Source organism: Serratia sp. CY44782, from assembly GCF_052168715.1.
Taxonomy (GTDB): Bacteria; Pseudomonadota; Gammaproteobacteria; order Enterobacterales; family Enterobacteriaceae; genus Serratia; species Serratia nevei.
This window is the reverse complement of sequence record NZ_JBJNME010000002.1, coordinates 488,616-509,671: the sequence shown is the minus strand read 5'-3', so window position 1 is coordinate 509,671 and position 21,056 is coordinate 488,616. Positions and strand designations below refer to the sequence as shown.

General features: G+C 60.3%; 21 protein-coding genes and 1 tRNA gene. 9 read left to right on the top strand and 13 right to left on the bottom strand.

Annotation, left to right across the window (positions count from 1 at the left end):
• Positions 1-208: 208 nt before the first annotated feature.
• From ACJ8HT_RS05935 to aspA, 6 genes are all read right to left on the bottom strand, one after another.
• Positions 209-284 (bottom strand) — tRNA-Phe (locus ACJ8HT_RS05935).
• Positions 285-444: 160 nt separating this feature from the next.
• The gene (dicD, locus tag ACJ8HT_RS05930; protein WP_015376374.1) at positions 445-1,020 is read right to left on the bottom strand and encodes a division control transcriptional repressor DicD; all 576 of its coding nucleotides are present in this window, start codon (positions 1,018-1,020) and stop codon (positions 445-447) included.
• 39 nt (positions 1,021-1,059) lie between these two features.
• Positions 1,060-2,784: a protein-disulfide reductase DsbD gene (locus tag ACJ8HT_RS05925; RefSeq protein ID WP_197652824.1), complete on the bottom strand. Its 1,725-nt coding sequence runs from the start codon at positions 2,782-2,784 to the stop codon at positions 1,060-1,062.
• The gene (gene cutA / locus ACJ8HT_RS05920) at positions 2,760-3,083 is read right to left on the bottom strand and encodes a divalent cation tolerance protein CutA (RefSeq protein ID WP_004929657.1); all 324 of its coding nucleotides are present in this window, start codon (positions 3,081-3,083) and stop codon (positions 2,760-2,762) included. The genes ACJ8HT_RS05925 and cutA overlap by 25 nt, the downstream gene beginning before the upstream one ends.
• Before the next feature lie 109 nt (positions 3,084-3,192).
• Positions 3,193-4,494 (bottom strand): anaerobic C4-dicarboxylate transporter, encoded by a 1,302-nt coding sequence (locus ACJ8HT_RS05915; RefSeq protein WP_033654882.1) that lies wholly within the window; start codon positions 4,492-4,494, stop codon positions 3,193-3,195.
• A 125-nt stretch (positions 4,495-4,619) separates the two neighbouring features.
• Positions 4,620-6,056 (bottom strand): aspartate ammonia-lyase, encoded by a 1,437-nt coding sequence (gene aspA, locus ACJ8HT_RS05910; RefSeq protein ID WP_004929659.1) that lies wholly within the window; start codon positions 6,054-6,056, stop codon positions 4,620-4,622.
• 369 nt (positions 6,057-6,425) lie between these two features.
• On the opposite strand from aspA, the gene ACJ8HT_RS05905 reads away from it, so the two are divergent.
• From ACJ8HT_RS05905 to ACJ8HT_RS05890, 4 genes are all read left to right on the top strand, one after another.
• Complete coding sequence (locus tag ACJ8HT_RS05905) at positions 6,426-6,914, top strand: FxsA family protein (protein WP_019453406.1); 489 nt, start codon at positions 6,426-6,428, stop codon at positions 6,912-6,914.
• Between the two features lie 189 nt (positions 6,915-7,103).
• Positions 7,104-7,397 (top strand): co-chaperone GroES, encoded by a 294-nt coding sequence (locus ACJ8HT_RS05900; RefSeq protein ID WP_004952634.1) that lies wholly within the window; start codon positions 7,104-7,106, stop codon positions 7,395-7,397.
• Positions 7,398-7,441: 44 nt separating this feature from the next.
• Positions 7,442-9,088 (top strand): chaperonin GroEL, encoded by a 1,647-nt coding sequence (groL, locus tag ACJ8HT_RS05895; RefSeq protein ID WP_004929662.1) that lies wholly within the window; start codon positions 7,442-7,444, stop codon positions 9,086-9,088.
• A gap of 243 nt (positions 9,089-9,331) precedes the next feature.
• Complete coding sequence (locus ACJ8HT_RS05890; protein WP_025305007.1) at positions 9,332-9,676, top strand: DUF4156 domain-containing protein; 345 nt, start codon at positions 9,332-9,334, stop codon at positions 9,674-9,676.
• Positions 9,677-9,753: 77 nt separating this feature from the next.
• On the opposite strand, the gene epmB is transcribed toward ACJ8HT_RS05890, so the two are convergent.
• Positions 9,754-10,782 carry an EF-P beta-lysylation protein EpmB gene (gene epmB, locus ACJ8HT_RS05885; protein ID WP_033636765.1) on the bottom strand — a complete coding sequence of 343 codons (1,029 nt, stop codon included), beginning with the start codon at positions 10,780-10,782 and terminating at the stop codon, positions 9,754-9,756.
• Positions 10,783-10,824: 42 nt separating this feature from the next.
• Between epmB and efp the strand changes: the two genes are divergently transcribed.
• The 4 genes from efp (at position 10,825) to sugE (ending at position 12,356) form a co-directional block, all read left to right on the top strand.
• On the top strand, positions 10,825-11,391 hold the full coding sequence (efp, locus tag ACJ8HT_RS05880) for an elongation factor P (RefSeq protein WP_004929666.1): 567 nt from the start codon (positions 10,825-10,827) through the stop codon (positions 11,389-11,391).
• Positions 11,392-11,461: 70 nt separating this feature from the next.
• Positions 11,462-11,593 (top strand): entericidin A/B family lipoprotein, encoded by a 132-nt coding sequence (locus ACJ8HT_RS05875; protein WP_049202118.1) that lies wholly within the window; start codon positions 11,462-11,464, stop codon positions 11,591-11,593.
• 121 nt (positions 11,594-11,714) lie between these two features.
• The gene (locus ACJ8HT_RS05870; RefSeq protein ID WP_033636766.1) at positions 11,715-11,846 is read left to right on the top strand and encodes an entericidin A/B family lipoprotein; all 132 of its coding nucleotides are present in this window, start codon (positions 11,715-11,717) and stop codon (positions 11,844-11,846) included.
• 192 nt (positions 11,847-12,038) lie between these two features.
• Positions 12,039-12,356 (top strand): quaternary ammonium compound efflux SMR transporter SugE, encoded by a 318-nt coding sequence (sugE, locus tag ACJ8HT_RS05865; RefSeq protein WP_004929669.1) that lies wholly within the window; start codon positions 12,039-12,041, stop codon positions 12,354-12,356.
• Here the strand turns inward: sugE and blc are convergent.
• The 5 genes from blc to frdA form a co-directional block, all read right to left on the bottom strand.
• The gene (gene blc, locus ACJ8HT_RS05860; RefSeq protein ID WP_038879243.1) at positions 12,350-12,883 is read right to left on the bottom strand and encodes an outer membrane lipoprotein Blc; all 534 of its coding nucleotides are present in this window, start codon (positions 12,881-12,883) and stop codon (positions 12,350-12,352) included. The two genes, sugE and blc, sit on opposite strands and share 7 nt — an antisense overlap.
• A gap of 84 nt (positions 12,884-12,967) precedes the next feature.
• Entirely contained in the window at positions 12,968-13,327 is a 360-nt protein-coding gene (gene frdD / locus ACJ8HT_RS05855) for a fumarate reductase subunit FrdD (protein WP_004929672.1), read from the bottom strand.
• A 12-nt stretch (positions 13,328-13,339) separates the two neighbouring features.
• Positions 13,340-13,732 (bottom strand): fumarate reductase subunit FrdC, encoded by a 393-nt coding sequence (gene frdC / locus ACJ8HT_RS05850; protein WP_038879241.1) that lies wholly within the window; start codon positions 13,730-13,732, stop codon positions 13,340-13,342.
• A gap of 15 nt (positions 13,733-13,747) precedes the next feature.
• On the bottom strand, positions 13,748-14,482 hold the full coding sequence (locus ACJ8HT_RS05845) for a succinate dehydrogenase/fumarate reductase iron-sulfur subunit (protein ID WP_033648713.1): 735 nt from the start codon (positions 14,480-14,482) through the stop codon (positions 13,748-13,750).
• The gene (frdA, locus tag ACJ8HT_RS05840; RefSeq protein WP_038879239.1) at positions 14,475-16,271 is read right to left on the bottom strand and encodes a fumarate reductase (quinol) flavoprotein subunit; all 1,797 of its coding nucleotides are present in this window, start codon (positions 16,269-16,271) and stop codon (positions 14,475-14,477) included. The genes ACJ8HT_RS05845 and frdA overlap by 8 nt, the downstream gene beginning before the upstream one ends.
• A gap of 385 nt (positions 16,272-16,656) precedes the next feature.
• Here frdA and epmA point away from each other — a divergent pair, with 385 nt between their 5' ends.
• Positions 16,657-17,634 (top strand): elongation factor P--(R)-beta-lysine ligase, encoded by a 978-nt coding sequence (gene epmA, locus ACJ8HT_RS05835; protein ID WP_004929681.1) that lies wholly within the window; start codon positions 16,657-16,659, stop codon positions 17,632-17,634.
• Positions 17,635-17,701: 67 nt separating this feature from the next.
• Here epmA and mscM read toward each other — a convergent pair whose 3' ends face one another.
• Positions 17,702-21,049, bottom strand: coding sequence for a miniconductance mechanosensitive channel MscM (gene mscM / locus ACJ8HT_RS05830; protein WP_197652823.1), 3,348 nt, complete (start codon positions 21,047-21,049; stop codon positions 17,702-17,704).
• Positions 21,050-21,056: the final 7 nt, after the last annotated feature.

The window sequence follows — 21,056 nt, the reverse complement described above, 5'->3', positions numbered from 1 at the left end:
TCCTGTCCCTGAAAAGCAAAAAACCACTTTTTGGGGAGCTCTGAATAGGGCGACCGGACTCGGACAACCGGCGCCTGCGCCGCGTTGAACAGCGCTTCAGCGCTGGCCCGCAGGGTGAGGCCTTAAGGCCGAATAATCGAACGTAGTTCGATGGAGAATCCGTACCCCGGAAAGCGAAAAACCCGCCATAGGCGGGTTCTTCTGAATATGGTGCCCGGACTCGGAATCGAACCAAGGACACGGGGATTTTCAATCCCCTGCTCTACCGACTGAGCTATCCGGGCAACGGGCAGCATTAAACCGTATTGGCCGATGGCCGTCAACGGCTTTATGCATGAAAGGCGTTAAAACGCGTCCGGTTGCTGGCTTTTCAGGCAAAGGGCGCAAAAATTGCGCCTGTTCAGGCTATCACCTTGGGCTGGCGGCGCCGTAAGCGCGGCTCGCTCAGCTCAGCGCCCCGTTGCGGCGGCACTGCGCCACCTGCAAGATGTCTTCCGCCAGCCGTTTGGCGACCGATACGTCCTGGAGCTGGCGTTTTACCAGCAGTTTGCTCAGGCAGCCTTCCTGAATCAATTCCATTTGCTGCGCCACCATGTCGGCGTCGTCGGCGTCCATGTCGCGCAGCAGTTCGCGGGTCAGCTCCAGCGAGGTTAGCTTTTGCTGCTCCGCCAGCTGGTGGATCGGGTGATCCGTTTCCGGGAAGAAGCTGCAGGCGGCGATAAACAGGCAGCCGGGGTAGCGGTCTTGCTGCACGTATTCCGCCAGCACATCATAGCGCGCCAGCAGCTTTTGCTGCGGGCTCAGGTTTTCGTCCAGCAACAGCTGACGGCGCCAGGTGTCGATCTGTTGGCCGTGGTAGCGCAGGCAGTCGTACAGCAGCGCTTCGCGATCCGGCCAGAACCGTTTGAGATCGCCGGGCTGAACGTCGAGTTTTTCCGCCAGCATCTCTAATGTGGCGGTCGCCAGGCCCTGTTGTTCCAACAGGCCCAGCGCGGTATCAAGGACGTGTTCACGTTGCACTTGTGCTTCCTCCTCTTCGGTTCAGAACCTCAGTGTTATTTATCGCATCACTTTCTGCAAATGCGCGTTGAAGGCTTCTGCCTTCATGAAACCGGTGACCCGCTGGACCGTCAGCTCCTGGCCCGCCGGATCGAAGAACAGGATCGTGGGTAACCCCAGTACCTGCAAATGCTTCAGCAGCGCCGCCTGTTCCGCGCCGTTGGCGGTGACGTCCGCCTGCAGCAGCACCGCGTTGGCCAGGCTCGCCTGCACCGCCGCATCGCTGAAGGTGTATTTCTCGAACTCTTTACAGGCCACGCACCAGTCGGCGTACAGATCCAGCATCACCGGCTTGCCGCGCGCCTGTTGCAGCGCGAGATCGAGCTGTTCGACGTTGTTGATGCGGGTAAAAGTCAGGTGCGGCTGAGCCGCCTGCTGCGCCTGATCGGCGCCGAAGGCCCAGTCCTGCAGCGGCCGCGCGGCGATCACCGCCGCCGCGAGCAACAGCAGTTGCAGGGCGCGCGCGCAGCCGCGCGCGCTTCTCAGGCTCAGGGCGAAGGCCCAGCCGAAGAACGCCAGGCCGAGCAGGCTCCACAGGCGCAGGCCCCACAGATCGCCGATCACCCGCTCCAGCAGGAACACCGGCAGCGCCAGAATGACGAAGCCGAAGGCCTCTTTCACGTACTGCATCCACGGGCCGCTGCGCGGCAGCAGGCGGTTGCCGAACAGGGTGACGATCACCAGCGGAATGCCCATCCCCAGCGCGTACAGGTACAGCGTGCCGCCGCCGGCCCACAGGTTACCGCTCTGGGCGATATACAGCAGGATGGCGCTGAGCGGCGCGGTGGTGCAGGGCGAGCAAATCAGCCCGGCCAGGGCGCCCATCAGGAACACGCCGGCCAGCGAGCCGCCGCGTTGGGTGTTGCTCCAGCTCGCCAGCCGGGTTTGCAGCGCCGAGGGCAGCTGCAGGGAATAGAGGCCGAACATCGACAGCGCCAGCGCGATGAACAACACCGACAGGCCGATCAGCACGTAAGGGTGCTGCAGCGCCGCCTGGAACTGCAGGCCGGCGGCGGCCACCACCAGCCCCAGCAGGGTGTAGGTGAGCGCCATGCCCTGCACGTAAACCACCGCCAGCGCCAGAATGCGGCCGCTGCTTTGTGGCCGGTCGCGGCCGAGGATGATGCCGGAGATCAGCGGGTACATCGGCAGCACGCACGGCGTGAAGGCGATGCCGATGCCGATCAGCAGCGCCCACAGCGGCGAGAACGGCAGGCTGGCCGGCGTAGCGGGCTGTTCGGTTGGTGCGGTGTCAACCGCCGGGAGCGGGGCGGCCGCGCCGGCGCTGACGGCATCCAGCGGGATGGTTCGGGTTTCCGGCGGGTAGCAGAAGCCGGCTTCGGCGCAGCCCTGATAGGTGACGCTGAGGCTGGCGTTGGCCGCCGCCTGTTGCAGCGGCACCTGCAGATTCAGCTGCTGTTTGAAAATCGCCACTTCGCCGAAGAACTCGTCCTTGTGGCTCAACCCTTCGGGCAGGGTAAAGGCGCCGAGCGTTGCCTGCTGCGGCACCAGTTTGATCTGCTGGCGATACAGGTAGTAGCCGGGGCGGATCTGCCAATTCAGCGTTACCTGGCTGCCTTGCTGTTTGAAATCGAAGGCGAAGGCCTGATCGACAGGCACGAACTGGCTGCCGCCCTTCGGCGTGAACAGCGAAGCCTGCGCCGCCTGCGGCAGGAAGAACAGGCTGCAGAGCAGCAAAATCAGTTTAATGAAGCGTTGATCCATAACAGGTAGTCTTTATCTCCGGCCATCACCGGTAGCACCAGCAGCTCGGGCGTCTGGTAAGGGTGATGTTGTTTCAGGGTGTCGAGCAGGGCCTGCTGACGGCGGCGATCGCTTTTGAACAGCATCTGCACTTCGTATTCCTGTTCCAGTTTCCCTTCCCAGTAATACAGCGAGGTAGCGCCGGGCAGCAGCGTGGCGCAGGCCGCCAGCTTATCGCCCAAAACTCGCGCCGCCAGTTCCTGGGCGCTGGCTTCATCGGGTGCGGTACAGAGTATGACGACAGCTTCGCAATCAGACATCTTCAGCCCTCTCATCGGTTCGAATGGGCACTATACCCTGAAGGCGGATTGGCTAGAAGGCGAGTTTATCGCCAGAAGGAAAACCGGGGCCGCAGCCCCGGTTGGAGCGTTACAGCATGATGCTGCCGAGCAGGAAGCCGAATACCACGGCGAAGATCACGCCCATGGTGCCGGGAATGAAGAACGGATGGTTGAACACGAAGCGGCCGATGCGCGTGGTGCCGGTATCGTCCATCTGCACCGCAGCGACCAGCGTCGGGTAGGTCGGCAGGATGAACAGGCCGGAGACGGCGGCGAAGGAGGCGACGGCGGTCAGCGGCGATACGTTCAGCGCCAGCGCCATTGGCATCAGCGCCTTGGCGGTAGCGGCCTGCGAGTACAGCAGCGCCGAGCAGAAGAAGAAGATCACCGCCAGCAGCCACGGGTGCGCCTGAATGACGCTGCCGGCCGTCTCTTTGATCCAGTCGATGTTGGCCTGCACGAAGGTATCGCCCAGCCAGGCGACGCCGAGGATACAAATACAGGCGCTCATGCCGGCCTTGAAGGTGCTGGAGTTCAGCACCATGTCGGTGTCGACGCGGCACAGCAGGGTGGTCAGCGTGGCGACGCTCAGCATGATGATCAGGATGGCGTTGGTGGTGTTCATCAGCGGCTTGGCCACCAGGCCCAGGCCCGGGCTGTTGATGATGGCGTAAGCCACTACGCACAGCACGCCCAGCAGGAACAGCAGCACCGAGGCTTTGGCGCGCGGTTTGATCTCCAGCGCGTTGTTGCCACGCAGGGTGATCAGGCCTTCTTCCAGGCGTTTCAGGTACACCGGATCGTTAGACAGTTTGGAGTCGAACAGCCAGGTCACCAGCAGCGACATCACCAGCACGGCGCAGAAGGTGGACGGGATCACCACCATCAGCAGGTGCAGGTAGCTGACGCCGTGGCCTTCCATCACCGAAGACATGTACACCACCGCGGCGGAGATCGGCGAGGCGGTGATGGCGATCTGGGCGGACACCACGGCGGTGGACAGCGGCCGGCAAGGCTTGATGCCCTGTTCTTTCGCCACTTCGGCGATCACCGGCAGCGCCGAGAGCGAGATGTTGCCGGTGCCGGCGAAGATGGTCAGGAAGTAGGTGACGATAGGGGCGAGAATGGTGATGTGCTTGGGGTTCTTGCGCAGCAGCTTTTCGGTCTGCTGCACCAGATAGTCCATCCCCCCGGCGACCTGCATCGCGGAGATCGCCGCGATCACCGCCATGATGATGGAAATCACGTCGAAGGGAATGCTGCCCGGCTTGACGCCGATCAGCGCCAGGACCAGAACGCCCAATCCCCCCGCGAACCCGATACCGATACCGCCCAACCTGGCCCCTAAAAAGATGGCCAGCAGAACGATAACCAATTCCAAGGCTAGCATAGTGTTTACTCCTTAAAATGAGAGAAATTGAAAATCAAACGTTAAAATTTTGTGGGCGCCGGAAAGTAAAAAGGCACGCTATCCAGAGGATTTAGCGTGCCTTTCAGGGCTACCGGGTAGGTCTGTTATTGTTCATTTTCATCCGTATAGCGTTTGGCTTTATAGGCCGGGTGCATCAGGTTCTCCACGGAGAAGATGTCATCCAGCTCGGCTTCGGTCAGCAGGCCGCGTTCCAGCACCACTTCACGCACGCTCTTGCCGGTTTCGGCGCAGATCTTCCCGACGATGTCACCGTTATGGTGGCCGATGAACGGGTTCAGATAGGTGACGATACCGATCGAGTTGAAGACGTAGTGTTCGCAGACCTCTTTATTCGCGGTGATGCCGTTAATGCATTTTTCCAGCAGGTTGTAGCAGGCGTTGGTCAGGATGTGGATCGACTCGAACATCGCCTGGCCGATCACCGGCTCCATCACGTTCAGCTGCAGCTGGCCCGCTTCGGCCGCCATGGTAACGCAAGTGTCGTTGCCAATCACCTTGAAACACACCTGATTGACCACTTCCGGCACCACCGGGTTCACTTTGGCCGGCATGATGGACGATCCCGCCTGCAGCTCAGGCAGGTTGATTTCGTTCAGGCCGGCGCGCGGGCCGGAGGAGAGCAGGCGCAGGTCGTTGCAGATTTTGGACAGTTTCACCGCCAGGCGCTTCAGCGCGCTGTGCACCATCACGTAGGCGCCGCAGTCGGAGGTGGCCTCGATCAGGTCTTCCGCCGGCACCACTGGCAGGCCGCTGACTTCCGCCAGTTTTTGCACCGCCAGCGGCTGATAGCCTTCCGGGGTGTTGAGCGCGGTGCCGATGGCGGTGGCGCCCAGGTTCACTTCCAGCAGCAGCTCCGCGGTGCGGTGCAGGTTGCGGGTCTCTTCGTTCAGCAGCACGCTGAAGGCGTGGAATTCCTGGCCGAGGGTCATCGGTACTGCGTCCTGCAGCTGGGTGCGGCCCATTTTCAGGATGGTTTCGAACTCTTTCGCCTTGCGGTCGAAGCCTTCGCGCAGCTGGTTGATGGCGTCGATCAGTTTCTGGTTGGAGGCGTACACCGCGATGCGGAACCCGGTCGGATAGGCGTCGTTGGTGGACTGGCACTTATTGAGGTGATCGTTCGGGTTCAGGTACTGGTATTCGCCTTTTTGATGGCCCATCAGCTCCAGGCCGATGTTCGCCAGCACTTCGTTGGTGTTCATGTTCAGCGAGGTGCCTGCGCCGCCCTGGAACACGTCCACCGGGAACTGATCCATGCATTTGCCTTTATCCAGCACCTCGTCGCAGGCCTGGATGATCACGTCGGCGATTTTGCGCGGGATGGTTTTGAGTTCTTTGTTGGCCATCGCCGCGGCCTTTTTCACCATCACCATGCCGCGAACGAACTCGGGGACATCGCTGATTTTGCTGTTGCTGATGTAGAAGTTTTCAATCGCACGCAGAGTGTGAACTCCGTAGTAAGCGTCTGCGGGGACTTCACGTGTTCCTAACAGGTCTTCTTCGATACGAATGTTGTTTGACATGAGAACCTTCTCTATGTGTTGCTGCCGAATTAATAATTTGTCAGGTCAAGGCTAGTAAGGGCACAGCCTAAATTAATATTGCCGAAGGCTTGGGGCGTGAAACGATTAACCAAATCGCCCGTTGCTGCCCAGATCATATGCTGGTTGGTAAGAAATGACTGAACCCAGATCACCTTATGGTGTTTAAGGATATGCCCTTTTCCGGTTCTGTGACTTCTTTCACGTTTGTGAACTTTAGCAATAAAAACCGGCTCTCGGTTGAAATGGTGGGGTGATGCCCTCATTGTAATGGTGTCGGCCGTTTACGGCCTCTTTTTTCGCGCCGTCGCCCCGTGGCGGCCGCGCTTTATCTACCGATAGGAGAACCAGGTGCGCTGGTTACCGCTACTGCTGATATTTCTGCTGGCTTACATAGAAATATCCATCTTTATCAAAGTCGCCGCTGTGCTCGGCGTGGCTGTCACCCTGCTGCTGGTGGTGTTCAGCTCCTGCGTCGGCATTTCGCTGGTGCGCAATCAGGGCATGAAAACCTTCGTGCAGATGCAGCAAAAACTGGCGGCCGGCGAAAGCCCGGCGGCGGAAATGGTGAAAAGCGTTTCGTTGGTGCTGGCGGGCTTCCTGCTGCTGATCCCGGGCTTCTTCACCGACTTCCTCGGCCTGTTGCTGCTGCTGCCGCCGGTGCAAAAATCGTTAACGCTGAAGCTGATGCCGCATCTGTCGGTTTATCGCCCCGGCGGTTGGACGGGGGGCGACGCCGCCAACGGCAACACCTTCGACGGCGAATTCCAGCGCAAGGACGACGAACGCCCGGTGCTGGAACACCGCCCGGACGAGGAGCGCAAGCCTCACGATCGTTAAGCAAACGCGGCTCAGGCCGCGTTTTTCATCTCTGCAGCATCCGCCCGACCAAAAATGCGAAATTTTTTTCGTTAGCCCCCTTGAAGGGGGCTGGAACGCCCCCATCTCAAATGCCACGAGGCCGGTAATAACAACCATCCGGTGTACAACCCTAAATCTGATAGAGACCTTCTTACAGGAGAGCGTTCAATGAGTATTCGTCCATTGCATGACCGCGTTATCGTCAAGCGCAAAGAAGTTGAATCAAAATCTGCTGGCGGCATCGTCCTGACTGGCTCTGCGGCGGGTAAATCCACTCGCGGTGAAGTGGTTGCAGTGGGTAAAGGGCGTGTGCTGGAAAGCGGCAACATCCAACCGCTGGATGTGAAAGTTGGCGATATCGTGATTTTCAACGACGGCTACGGCGTGAAAGCAGAGAAGATCGACAATGAAGAAGTGTTGATCATGTCCGAAAGCGACATTCTGGCAATTGTTGAAGCGTAATTGCGCTTTATCTTCTGAACTGAACGAGTTGAAGGGAAATACCAATGGCAGCTAAAGACGTAAAATTCGGCAATGACGCTCGCGTGAAAATGCTCCGCGGCGTGAATGTTCTCGCTGATGCAGTAAAAGTGACCCTGGGCCCGAAAGGCCGTAACGTAGTGCTGGATAAATCTTTCGGCGCACCGACCATCACCAAAGACGGCGTTTCCGTTGCGCGTGAAATCGAACTGGAAGACAAGTTCGAGAACATGGGCGCACAGATGGTGAAAGAAGTGGCCTCTAAAGCGAACGACGCGGCGGGCGACGGCACCACCACGGCAACCGTACTGGCTCAATCCATCATCACCGAAGGTCTGAAAGCGGTTGCTGCAGGCATGAACCCGATGGATCTGAAGCGCGGCATCGACAAAGCGGTTGTCGCTGCAGTTGAAGAACTGAAAAAACTGTCCGTACCTTGCTCCGATTCCAAAGCTATCGCTCAGGTAGGCACCATCTCCGCCAACTCCGACGAAACCGTGGGTAAACTGATCGCGGAAGCGATGGAGAAAGTGGGCAAAGAAGGCGTTATCACCGTTGAAGAAGGCACCGGCCTGCAAGACGAGCTGGACGTGGTTGAAGGTATGCAGTTCGACCGCGGTTACCTGTCCCCATACTTCATCAACAAGCCGGAAACCGGTTCTGTTGAGCTGGAAAGCCCGTTCATCCTGCTGGCTGACAAAAAGATCTCCAACATCCGCGAAATGCTGCCGGTGCTGGAAGCCGTTGCCAAAGCAGGCAAACCGCTGCTGATCATCGCTGAAGACGTAGAAGGCGAAGCGCTGGCGACCCTGGTGGTCAACACCATGCGCGGCATCGTGAAAGTGGCTGCCGTTAAGGCGCCTGGCTTCGGCGACCGCCGTAAAGCCATGCTGCAGGACATCGCGACCCTGACTGCCGGTACCGTTATCTCTGAAGAGATCGGTCTGGAGCTGGAAAAAGCCACCCTGGAAGACCTGGGCCAGGCAAAACGCGTTGTGATCAACAAAGACACCACCATCATCATCGATGGCGTGGGCGACGAAGCGACCATCCAGGGCCGCGTTGCTCAAATTCGTCAGCAGATCGAAGAAGCGACCTCTGACTACGATCGTGAAAAACTGCAGGAGCGCGTAGCGAAACTGGCCGGCGGCGTTGCCGTTATTAAGGTTGGCGCAGCCACTGAAGTTGAAATGAAAGAGAAGAAAGCCCGCGTTGAAGACGCCCTGCACGCGACCCGCGCCGCAGTGGAAGAAGGCGTGGTGGCTGGCGGTGGCGTAGCGCTGATCCGCGTTGCAGGCAAAATCGCCGCGCTGAAAGGCGACAACGAAGACCAGAACGTGGGTATCAAAGTTGCGCTGCGCGCAATGGAAGCCCCTCTGCGTCAGATCGTGGTCAACGCCGGTGAAGAAGCTTCCGTTATCGCCAACCAGGTGAAAGCGGGCGAAGGCAGCTACGGTTACAACGCTTACTCTGAAGAATACGGCGACATGATCGCGATGGGTATCCTGGATCCAACCAAAGTGACCCGTTCTGCTCTGCAGTACGCGGCTTCTGTGGCTGGCCTGATGATCACCACCGAATGCATGGTCACCGACCTGCCGAAAGCTGACGCACCGGATCTGGGCGCAGCAGGCGGCATGGGTGGCATGGGCGGCATGGGCGGCATGATGTAATCATCCCCCACACGCTTGTGTGCTGAGAACCCCGGTCAAACGACCGGGGTTTTTTTATGCCTGAGCGCCGCCGCACTGTATTTGATGATATTTTTGCCGCCCGGGGCGATTTAGCTGGTAAACTGGTAAGTCATCAGCTGTCGCTCAAGACGTTGGCCCGCTCGCGTGGCAACGGATGCTTAAGAGATGGCATCGCTTTCTGATAAGCTTTTGCGTAATTCTCAACATCGAATGGGGAACAAGATGCGGATTAAAGCCTTACTGGGTCTCTCGGCAGCGATGCTGCTGGCGGGTTGCAGCACCACTCATGAACTGACCGCTGCGGGTCAGCAGATCAAGTTCACCGACAGCAAGCCGGCGGCGGAATGCCAGCTGCTGGGGGAAGTGACCGGCACCCAGAGCAACTGGCTGTCCGGCAACGGCGGTGAAGGCAGCTCCATGCGCGGTGCGGCCAACGATCTGCGCAACAAGGCAGCGGCCATGGGCGGCAACGTGATCTACGGCGCCAACAGCCCGAGCCAGAATCTGCTCTCCAGCTTCGCACCGCTGGACAGCAAAATGGTCGGCCAGGTTTACAAGTGCCCGTAAGGCGCTGAGGCCGCAGCCGCAAAGAGATAAAAAAAGAGGAATGCCATGGCATTCCTCTTTTCGTTGGGGGGGGCGCGCTACTCCTGCATCAGGCGCAGGTCGATCGGCGTTTTGCTCGGTTCGCCGCCTACTTCGCGCGTCAGGCGCGGCACCAGATAACCGGACACCTTGCTCAGCAGCGCCTGCATGATGGCGCGCGCTTCATCGTCGCTGACCATGAAGTGCGCCGCGCCCTGCACCTTGTCCAGCACGTGGATGTAGTAAGGCAGGATACCGGCGTCGAACAGCGCGTTGCTGAGCGCCGCCAGCGTGTCGGCATCGTCGTTGACGTCGCGCAGCAGCACGCTCTGGTTGAGCAGCGTGACGCCGGCGAGGCGCAGCTGCGCCATGGCGCTTTGCAGATCGCGGTCAATTTCGTTGGCGTGGTTGATGTGCGTGACCATCAGCACCTGCAGGCGCGAGGCCGACAGCAGGCGGCACAGCGCCGGCGTGATGCGCGCCGGGATCACCACCGGCAAACGGGTGTGGATGCGCAGGCGTTTCAGGTGCGGGATGGCCTCCAGTTCGCCAACCAGCCATTCCAGCTCGCTGTCTTTGGCCATCAGCGGATCGCCGCCGGAAAAAATGATCTCGTCCAGTTCCGGGTGTTGGCGGATATAATCCAGTGCCTGCCGCCAGTTGTTCTTATTGCCCTGATTATCCTGATAGGGGAAGTGGCGGCGGAAGCAGTAACGGCAGTTGACCGCACAGCCGCCCTTGACCAGCAGCAGTGCGCGATTGCGGTATTTGTGCAGCAGGCCCGGCACCACGCTGCGCTGCTCATCGAGCGGATCGGTGGTGAACCCTGGGGCGTTGATGAACTCCTCTCTGGCGGTCAGCACCTGGCGCAGCAGCGGGTCGTTGGCATCACCGGGGCGCATGCGTGCGGCGAAGGCGCGCGGCACGCGCAGGGCGAACAGCCGGCGGGCATCGCGCCCCTGCGGCAGTTCCGGGTGCGTATTCAGTGACAAAAGCTGCAGTAATTCATCAGGATCGGTAATAACATCGGCGAGTTGATGCAACCAATCTTCTCTATGTGCCGTACTTTGGGTTATAATGTGTGCCATTTTTTTGGCTAAGCTACCAGTTCAAATATTCAGAGGGCCATCATGGCGACTTATTCTAGCAACGATTTCCGTCCGGGTCTTAAAATCATGTTCGAGGGCGAACCTTACGCCGTCGAAGCCAGTGAGTTCGTTAAGCCGGGCAAAGGCCAGGCGTTTGCACGCGTGAAAATGCGTCGTCTGCTGACCGGCACCCGCGTGGAAAAAACCTTCAAGTCTACCGATTCTTGCGAAGGCGCAGACGTGATGGACACCAACATGAACTACCTGTACAGCGACGGTGAGTTCTACCACTTCATGCACCCTGAGTCTTTCGAACAGCATCAGGTTGACGGCAAAACCGTAGGCGATGCGGCCAAATGGCTGCAGGACAACGCAGAGTGCATCATCACCCTGTGGGATGGCCGTCCAATCGCCGTTCAGCCGCCGAACTTCATTGAAGCGGAAATCACCGATACCGATCCGGGCCTGAAAGGCGATACCGCAGGGACTGGCGGCAAGCCGGCTACCCTGAGCACCGGCGCCGTGGTTAAAGTGCCGTTGTTCGTCCAGATCGGCGAAGTGATCAAAGTTGACACTCGCTCTGGCGAATACGTCTCTCGCGTTAAATAAGTTTCAAAGCAGAGGAACCCCCGTGGTTCCTCTGTTTTATCCCATCCTCGTTCGTTGGCAGAAAACCCGCATGTTCAAGAAAACGTTGTTGGCCGTGCTCTCCCTGTTGTTCCTTTTCTCCCTTAGCGGTTGCAATACGTTTCGCGGTTTCGGCGAAGACGTTCAGCATCTCGGCGGCGCCATCTCCCGCACGGCCGGCTGATCCCGTCCTTTAACCCGATGTATTTGCGCCACAAAGCCGGTGGCGATCCCACTCTCTGCGCCAATTTTGACTAAGCTTAGAAAGCCGTACTTTTTCATCAACGACAAATAAGGACTTTCTTATGCTGAAGAAAAGTATTATCGCGATCTTCTCTTTGATGATTTTGACCTCGTTGACCGCCTGTAACACCACCCGCGGCGTGGGTGAGGACATTCAGGCCGGCGGCAAGGCCATTCAGCGCAGCGCGGAATAATCCGTTCTCCACCCGGCGGCGTTCCGCGCGCGGAGGGCCGCCGCATTTCCTCCTCTTGCCTGAGCGTTAACGCTGCTGCTATCCTGCCGCAGTGCAGGTGAGGTTACCCGCCGTTCATCACCCCGCTGAACGGGACGACCCGTTTACGCGTCATTATATCGGGGACGACCCCAGTGGTAGGGAGGCCGTCTCATGGCCTGGATTATTCTGCTTATCGCCGGTTTGCTCGAAGTGGTTTGGGCTATCGGTCTGAAATACACCCACGGTTTTACCCGGCTGACGCCGAGCATCATCACCATCGCCGCGATGGTGGTCAGCATGTTGCTGTTGGCCAATGCCATGAAAACGCTGCCCGCCGGCACCGCCTATGCGGTGTGGACCGGCATCGGCGCGGTGGGCGCGGCCATCATGGGCATGGTGCTGTTGGGCGAGTCGACCAATATCGCGCGTATCATCAGCCTGTGCCTGATCGTGGTCGGCATTCTCGGGCTGAAGTTCAGCAGTCACTGATCGGCGGACTGTTGCACCCAGATCAGTGCATCGGTGGCGAAACCGTAGCCCTTGGCCGTCTGCAATAAGCTGTCGCGTACGCCGGCGTCAAGCGTCGGGGTGCGCGACAGGATCCACAGATAGTCGCGGTTTGGGCCGCAAACCAGCGCGTAGCGGTAGTCCGGGTCCAGGGCAATCACGTTATAGCCGCCGTAGAAGGGGCCGAAGAACGACACTTTCAGCGCCGCGACCTGCGGTGAGCCGATAAAGTAGGCTTTGCCTTCGCTTTCTTGCCATTGCTGTTTCTGCGGATTGAAGCCGCGATTGATGACTTTCAGTCCGCCGTCGGCGCGTGGGCTGTAGTGGGCGGTCACCTGCTGCAAACCGCGTTCAAAACGATGATCCAGACGCGCGATTTCGTACCAGGTGCCGAGATAGCGCTGACTGTCGAAAGGGGTCACGACCTTGATGTCTTTGGGCGGGGAGACGCTGCAAGCGACGGAGAGTAGGGCGGAAAGCATGACGCTAAGCTTTGACCATAAACGCATCGGTGACTCCTGTTTACCGGGGGCGAGTAGACAGTGTAGCCGATGAGAAAAGGGCGGCCAACGGGCGTTGGCCGCCTGAGCGGTTTACAGGGTGACGACGCCGATAACGGTGACCACGCTGAGGATCGCCGCCAGACCGTAGAACACCCATTTGCCGGCCGGTACGTGGATCTTCAGATCGTGCATCGCATGGTGGATGCGGTGCAGGCCGCACCACAGCGGCAGAATGATCATCAGCAGCAGGAACAGGCGGCCGATCAGGCTCTGGCAGAACGCCAGCACGCGCTCGTAACCCAGTGCTTCACCGGGGAACAGCCCCAATGGCAGCAGAATGCCGACCAGCAGCACGATGGCCGGTGCGACGATCGCGCCCCACATGCCGCCGGCGCCGAACAATCCCCAGAAAACCGGCTCGTCGGAGCGTTTAGGTGCTTGATTTATCATGTTTCCTCCGGATTAGATCAGGGCCACGGCCAGGATGACCACGCTGACGACGACCGTGACGGCCCACAGCCCTTTCACGATGGGGCCCGGCCCCATTTTCTCGCTGTTGACCACGATATTGGCGGCCTTCGGCGCCAGATCGAACCAGGTTTTGGTGTGCAGCGCCGCCGCCAGCAGGGCGACGACGTTGATCAACAGCACCAGCGGGTTCTGCAAGAAGCCGACGAAGCCGGCCCAGCTCTCGGCGCCGCCCTTCAGCGCGAACACGCCGTAGAGCAGCACGATGCTGAACCACACCGCCAGCACTGAGGTGCCTTCGCGCAGCATGTAGAAACGGTAGAAGCCGAGCTTTTGCCACCAGGTGGGCGTCATGGTGCGCACATAGGGCTTACGTTGAGTTGTCATGGCGATTTTTCTCCCTTATTGCGGCTTCAGCATGGCGATCATGAAGTCTTTGGCGCTCTCCACCTTGCCCTGCTGGATGGCGGCGGCGGGATCGACGTGTTTCGGACAGACTTCGGAGCAATAGCCGACGAAGGTGCAGCTCCAGACGCCGTTTTGGCCGTTAAGCTGCGGCATGCGCTGTTTCTTGCCGTGGTCGCGGTTGTCCAGGTTGTAGCGGTGCGCCAGCGTGATCGCCGCCGGGCCGATAAACTCGGGGTTGAGGCCGAACTGCGGGCACGCGGCGTAGCACAGGCCGCAGTTGATGCAGCCGGAGAACTGGTGGTACTTGGCCATCTGCGCCGGGGTTTGCACGTTCGGGCCGTCTTCCGGTTTGCGATCGTTGCCGATGATGTACGGCTTGATCGCCTCCAGGCTTTCGATGAAGTGGGTCATGTCGACCACCAGATCGCGCTCGATCGGGAAGTTGCCCAGCGCTTCGACCTTCATGCCGCCGACGTAATCGCGCAGGAAGGTTTTGCACGCCAGCTTCGGCACGCGGTTGACCATCATGCCGCAAGAGCCGCAGATCGCCATGCGGCAGGACCAGCGGTAGGAGAGATCCGGCGCCAGGTTGTCCTTGATGTAGCCCAGCGCGTCGAGCAGCGAGGTCTGTTCGTCGTAAGGCACGGCGTAGGTGACGAAATGCGGCTCGGCGTCGCTTTCCGGGTTATAGCGCATGACTTCGATCTTCAGGGTTTGCATCTCAGCCATTTGCCTGCTCCTTATTCTTTTTCTCCTGCGCTTCGGCTTCTGCGCCGTAGACGCGTTTGGCCGGCGGCAGCTTGGTGATTTTCACGTCGCTGTATTCGAGGCGTGGTGCACCCTGCGGGTTATGGAACGCCAGCGTATGCTTGAGGAAGTTGACGTCGTCACGCTCGGTGCAGCCTTCGTCCAGGCGCTGGTGAGCGCCGCGCGACTCTTTGCGGTTAAACGCGGAGTGCGCCATGCATTCGGCGACGTCCAGGCCGTAACCCAGCTCGATGGTGTACAGCAGATCGGTGTTGAACACGCTGGAGTTGTCGGTGATGTTGACGCGCTTGAAGCGCTCTTTCAGCTCCGCCAGCTTATCGATGGTTTTTTGCATCAGCTCCGGCGTGCGGTAGATGCCGCAGCCTTCTTCCATCGACAGCCCCATTTCGTCGCGGATCTTCGCCCAGTTTTCGTTGCCTTCCTGCTTCATCAGGTTGCTCAGGCGGGTTTCGACGTCGCGGGTTTGCGCATCCAGCGCGCTGCCGTTGGCCGGCGCGGTTTCCAGCGCGCGGCGGGCCGCTTGCTCACCGGCGACGCGGCCGAACACCACCAGTTCTGCCAGCGAGTTGGAGCCGAGACGGTTGGCGCCGTGCAGGCCGACGGAGGAGCATTCGCCGACTGCGAACAGCCCCTTGATGCGGGTTTCGCAGTTCTGGTCGGTTTCAATGCCGCCCATGGTGTAGTGCGCGGTCGGGCGCACCGGGATCGGATCTTTCACCGGGTCGACGCCGACGTAGGCCTTGGCCAGTTCGCAGATGAACGGCAGCCGCTCCAGCAGCTTTTTCTCGCCCAGGTGGCGCAGATCGAGGTAGACCACGTCGCCGCGCGGGGTGGCGATGGTGCGGCCGGCGCGCCATTCGTGCCAGAAGGCTTGGGACACTTTGTCGCGCGGGCCCAGCTCCATGTATTTGTTCTTCGGCTCGCCCAGCGGGGTTTCCGGGCCCATGCCGTAATCTTGCAGGTAACGGTAGCCGTCCTTGTTCACCAGGATGCCGCCTTCGCCGCGGCAGCCCTCGGTCATCAGGATGCCGGAACCGGGCAGGCCGGTCGGGTGATACTGCACGAACTCCATGTCGCGCAGCGGCACGCCGTGGTGGAACGCCATGCCCATACCGTCGCCGGTAACGATGCCGCCGTTGGTGTTGTAGCGGTAGACGCGCCCGGCGCCGCCGGTGGCCATCACCACCGCGTTGGCGCGGATCTGCACGCGGGTGCCTTCCATCATGTTGAGCGCCACCAGGCCACGCGCCTGGCCGTCATCCACCAGGATATCCAGCACGAAGTGCTCGTCGAAGCGTTGGATCTGCGGGTATTTCAGCGAGGTCTGGAACAGGGTGTGCAGCATGTGGAAGCCGGTCTTGTCGGCGGCGAACCAGGTGCGTTCGATCTTCATGCCGCCGAAGCGCCGCACGTTGACCGAACCGTCCGGTTTGCGGCTCCACGGGCAGCCCCACTGCTCGAGCTGGGTCATCTCGCGCGGGCACTGATGCACGAAGTGATCGACCACGTCCTGTTCGCACAGCCAGTCGCCGCCGGCGACGGTGTCGTGGAAATGGTAGTCGAAGGTATCGTGATCCTGGGTGACGGCGGCGGAGCCCCCCTCGGCGGCGACCGTGTGGCTGCGCATCGGGTAGACCTTAGAAATCAGCGCGATTTTCAGTTGGGGATTGGCTTCCGCTGCGGCTATTGCTGCACGTAAACCAGCGCCCCCGGCCCCAATAATGGCAAGATCGGCGTTAAAGGTTTGCACTGCATTCCTCCAATGTTCTTATTAAGAACGGCAAGTTAAATATCTATGCTTAAAATTTAGCGAACTCTTCGGGTGCTAACTAATTGAACCAATTAATGTTGCTTAAAGGTTAAGGATAGATATCTCCCACCAATAATGGGGAATTAACTATACCTAAAGTTAAGTAGTCGAAATTTGATGTGATCGATTGTTTTGTCGATTAACGCTCGACCAACAGGCTTGCCTGCCTTTTCGCGTGTTCGGCGTGCTTTACCCTTTTTAACGCGCTTTTGCCGCCTATTTATCGGAAATTGGCGTTATGGCCGGTTGTGTATCGTGAAGAATTTGTTTGGCTGCAAGGATGCGAGTAGACTGCATCCCCTGTTTGATTTCGGAGTTAATTACCATGAGCGAAACGGCAAGCTGGCAGCCTAGTGCACCCATCGCCAATTTGTTGAAACGCGCAGCGATTCTGGCTGAGATCCGGCGTTTCTTCGCCGATCGTGGCGTGCTGGAAGTTGAGACGCCCACCATGAGCCAGGCGACGGTCACCGACGTTCACCTGTTCCCGTTCGAGACGCGTTTCGTCGGGCCGGGGGCGGCAGAGGGCCTGACGCTATACATGATGACCAGCCCGGAATATCACATGAAGCGCCTGCTGGCGGCGGGCAGCGGCCCGATCTACCAAATGGGGCGCAGCTTCCGCAATGAAGAAGCCGGGCGGCATCACAACCCGGAATTCACCATGCTGGAGTGGTACCGTCCGCACTACGACATGTACCGCCTGATGAACGAAGTGGACGATCTGCTGCAACAGGTGCTGGACTGCGAGAGCGCGGAGACCCTGTCTTATCAGCAGGCCTTCCTGCGCCATCTGGACATCGATCCGCTGTCGGCGGAGAAGGCGCAGCTGCGCGAAGCGGCGGCCAAACTCGACTTGAGCAACATCGCCGATACCGAAGAAGATCGCGATACGCTGCTGCAGCTGCTGTTCACCGTGGGCGTGGAGCCGCATATCGGCCGTGAAAAGCCGGCGTTCGTTTACCACTTCCCGGCCAGCCAGGCGGCGTTGGCGGAGATCAGCACCGAGGACCACCGCGTGGCGGAGCGTTTTGAGGTGTACTTCAAGGGCATCGAGCTGGCGAACGGTTTCCGCGAGCTGACCGACGGCCGTGAACAGCAGCAGCGCTTCGAGCAGGACAACCGCAAGCGCGCGGAGCGCGGCCTGCCGCAGCAGCCGATCGACTATAACCTGCTGGCGGCGTTGCAGCACGGCATGCCGGAGTGTTCCGGCGTGGCGCTGGGCGTGGATCGCCTGGTGATGCTGGCGCTGGGCGCCGAGAGCCTGAGCGACGTATTGGCCTTCCCGGTCGGGATCGCTTGACGTTTCAGGCGGTAAGAAAAGCAAAAAGGGCCGGCATTTGCCGGCCCTTTTTTATCGCGAGAACCGCTTACAGGCCCCCGGCGTCGCGCTTGGTGTTCGGCGCCGGCGTGGACGGCGGCGTACGGCCGTTGTTGGTCAGCCGCGACAGCGTCTCGGTGCGCACCTGGAACGGTGGGTACGGCAGCGTGATGCCGTGCTCGCGGTAGCCCGCCAGGATCAGCTGGTGGATCTCGTGGCGCAGCGGCATGCGGTGGCCCATCTCGGCGGCGTAAATACGCATCTCGAAGATCTGGATACCTTGCTGCAGATCGACCAGGTAAACCTCCGGCGCCGGGTTATCCAGCACCAGCGCGCAGCGCTCGGCGGCGTTCATCAGGATCTTGGTCACTTCTTCGCTGTTGGCTTCGCCCGGTGCCGGCACGGTCAGCACCACACGGGTCAGGTTATCCGACAGCGACCAGTTGACGAACTGTTCGGTGATGAAGGCTTTGTTCGGCACGATGATCTCTTTGCGGTCCCAGTCCGAAATGGTGGTAGCGCGGGTGTTGATCTTGGTGACGGTACCGGTCAGGTTGCGGATCGTCACGGTATCGCCGATGCGGATCGGTTTCTCGAACAGGATGATCAGGCCAGAGATGAAGTTGGAGAAGATCTCCTGCATGCCGAAGCCCAACCCCAGACTGAGCGCGGTAACCACCCACTGCAGTTTCGACCATTCGATGCCGATCCAGGCGAAGCTGAGCACTGCGCCGAACAGCAGCAGCAGGTACTTGGTGATGGTGGTGATGGCATAGCCGGTGCCCGGCGACAGATCCAGGTGCTGCAGCACCGCCAGCTCCAGCAGCGCCGGCAGGTTGCGCACCAGCTGCATGGTGATGATCAACACCAGAATGGCGATCAGGACCGCGCCAAGGGTGATCGGATGGGCGGTCTCCACGCCGTTGACCGTCGAGGTTACGTCCCAGAGAGAGATGTTTTCCAGGAAGGCGAACGCGGAGTGGATCTCCGACCACAGCACGATCACCGACACCAGTGCGATCAACGTCAGGATCGACCGCACCAGCCGCAGCGACTGGGCGCTGATGGTGTCCAGATCGAAGTCCGAATCGTCCGGATCGATGGATCCTTCGGTGCTGTTCGGGGTGTGCGAAGTTTCGTCTTCGCCGCGGGCGCGCTGGGCCAGGATGTCGGCACGGCGCTGTTTGGCGCGATCGAAGGCGATGCGCCGCCGCTGGATCAGCATCCAGCGGCGGATGATGTGGTAGACAACCAGCAGCAGGAACCAGATCGCCACCGAGGTTTCCAGGCGCGCCAACAGCGCCTGCGCGGTGGTGAGGTAACCGACGGTCGAGGCCAGCGCCGCCAGCAGCGGCGCCGACAGCAGCAGCCCCCAGAAGGCGCTGTTGAGCATGTTGTCGCCGGAGCCGTTTTTATCCAGATACAGCGGGATGCCGGCGCGCTTCAGGCTGTGGGTGACCAGCGCCAGCGCCAGACACAGCAGGATGAAGCACAGCCGCCCCAGGGTGTTGGCGAACTCGCGCTCTTTCAGGCTATCGAAGGTGATCAACGCCATGATCAGCGGCACGATCAGCCAAATCGACATCTTGTAGTAGCGCATGGCGCGCGAAACCTGCTTCGCCGGCCAGCGGAAGTGCACGATGAACAACCCCTGCGGGTGGGCGAAGGCGGCGCAGATCATGCAGATCCATAGGATCGGCAGCGTGGCGGTCACCCCTTTGCCGATCGCCTCCGCTACCGGGTAGTTCCAGGCGCTTTGCAGGCCGTAGCCGAGCGCGGCCCAAAGCACTGGCAGCGGCATCGCCACCAGAATCGACCAGAATACGGTGCGCACCGTCAGGAAGAATTCGTCCTGCGTCACCTTGCCGACGCGGCTGCTGGCGCGCTCGAGGAAGGCATGATAGTGCTTGCGCGAACTGATGCTGAAAATCACCAGCAGCAGGGCGCCGAAGATCGGGATCAGCGTTTCGCGGCTGGTCACCATCATCATGAAGGCGCCGCCGAGCTGCGACAGCGTGTCCAGCGACAGGACGCGCGTCAGATCGTGCGCTACGTTGAGCGGATAAGAGAAGTTGATCGGATTGACGTCCGGCACCCAGAACAGATAACGGTGGGTGGCGTCGCGAATTTCGTTCAACGCTTCGATCAGCTGGGTATTGGCCACCTTCAGCTTGGTCAGCTCGAGGATTTGGGTATCGCAACCGGACAGCAGCGAGTTCAGCAGCTCGCGCTGGGTGCGCAGCTGGGCATCGACGATGCGCTGCTCCTGGTTGGTCAGCGCGCTGCCGTCGTCGCGTTTGAATTCGCGCTGCGACAGTTTTTCCAGCTGGTTTTCAAACTGCAGGCGCTGCACGCGCAGCTGGGCCATGTCGCCGTCCAGCTGTTGCGGCTTGGGCATCTCCGGCAGCGTCGCCACCTGGGCGCGCAGGGTTTCCCCCAGCGCCGACGACGAGCCGAGCCACTGGGCCTGTTCGATGATGGTGCTCAGCGCCTGGCGCACCTGCAGCGTCTGCGCCGCCGCCTGCCGCTGCTGAGACGAAATCAGATCCATGCGCTGCGCCTGGCTGTTCAGCGCGGCGGACAGTTCGCGGTTGATCTGCAGCTGTTGGCTGATGCTTTTTGGCAAGTCGCCGTTCTGCTCGGCCAGCTGCTCGGTTTTTTCCAGCGCCAGTTCCGCTTCGCGTTGGCGCTGGGCGTTGAGGTTGTTGCGCAGCGCCTGCAGCTGAACGTCTATTTTCTCGTGGCGCTTTTTATAGACCTCGGCGCGCATGCGCGCCAGCTCCTGACGATTGTTGGCCGACAGCTGCGCCAGCTCCAGCTCGTCCACTTTGGCTTTGCGCGCCGCGGCTTCGGTCTGCAGCAGGGCCAGGGCGGCCTGCGCGTATGGGGTGGTCGGGTTGGCGGGCTGCGCCTGCAGACGGCGCTGCACTTCGGTCAGCGCGCGGCGGGCGTCGGTCTGCTGCTGCGGCAGCTGGCCGAGCGAATCGCTGATTTCCCGCGTGCGATCCTGCTCTTGTTGCAGCAGGCGCGCCTGTTCCAGCAGCAGGCTGCTTGTTTGCAGGATCTGCTGTTCCAGCTCGGCGGCCGGCAGATCGTCGCCGTTCGGCAGGATCTTGTTGCTTTCCAGCACCAGCTGACGGCGCAGCTCCTGCGTCATCTTCGGGAAATCGTCGATCACCTTCTGATACTGTTCGGAGCGAGTCTGCGACTCTTTACGCTCCGTCAGCCAGTTGAGGGCGCTTTGCAGCGCCTCGGTGGTCTCCGCCTGATTTGGCGCGTTTTTGCTGCTTTCCGCCTGCTTCAGCTCCTGTTTGAGCTGGTTCTCGGTCGGCACGGGGGCGGCCAGCGCCGGTTGCCACAGCAGGCAACCGAGCAAAAGCGTGATGATCAGGCGCACGGCGTCG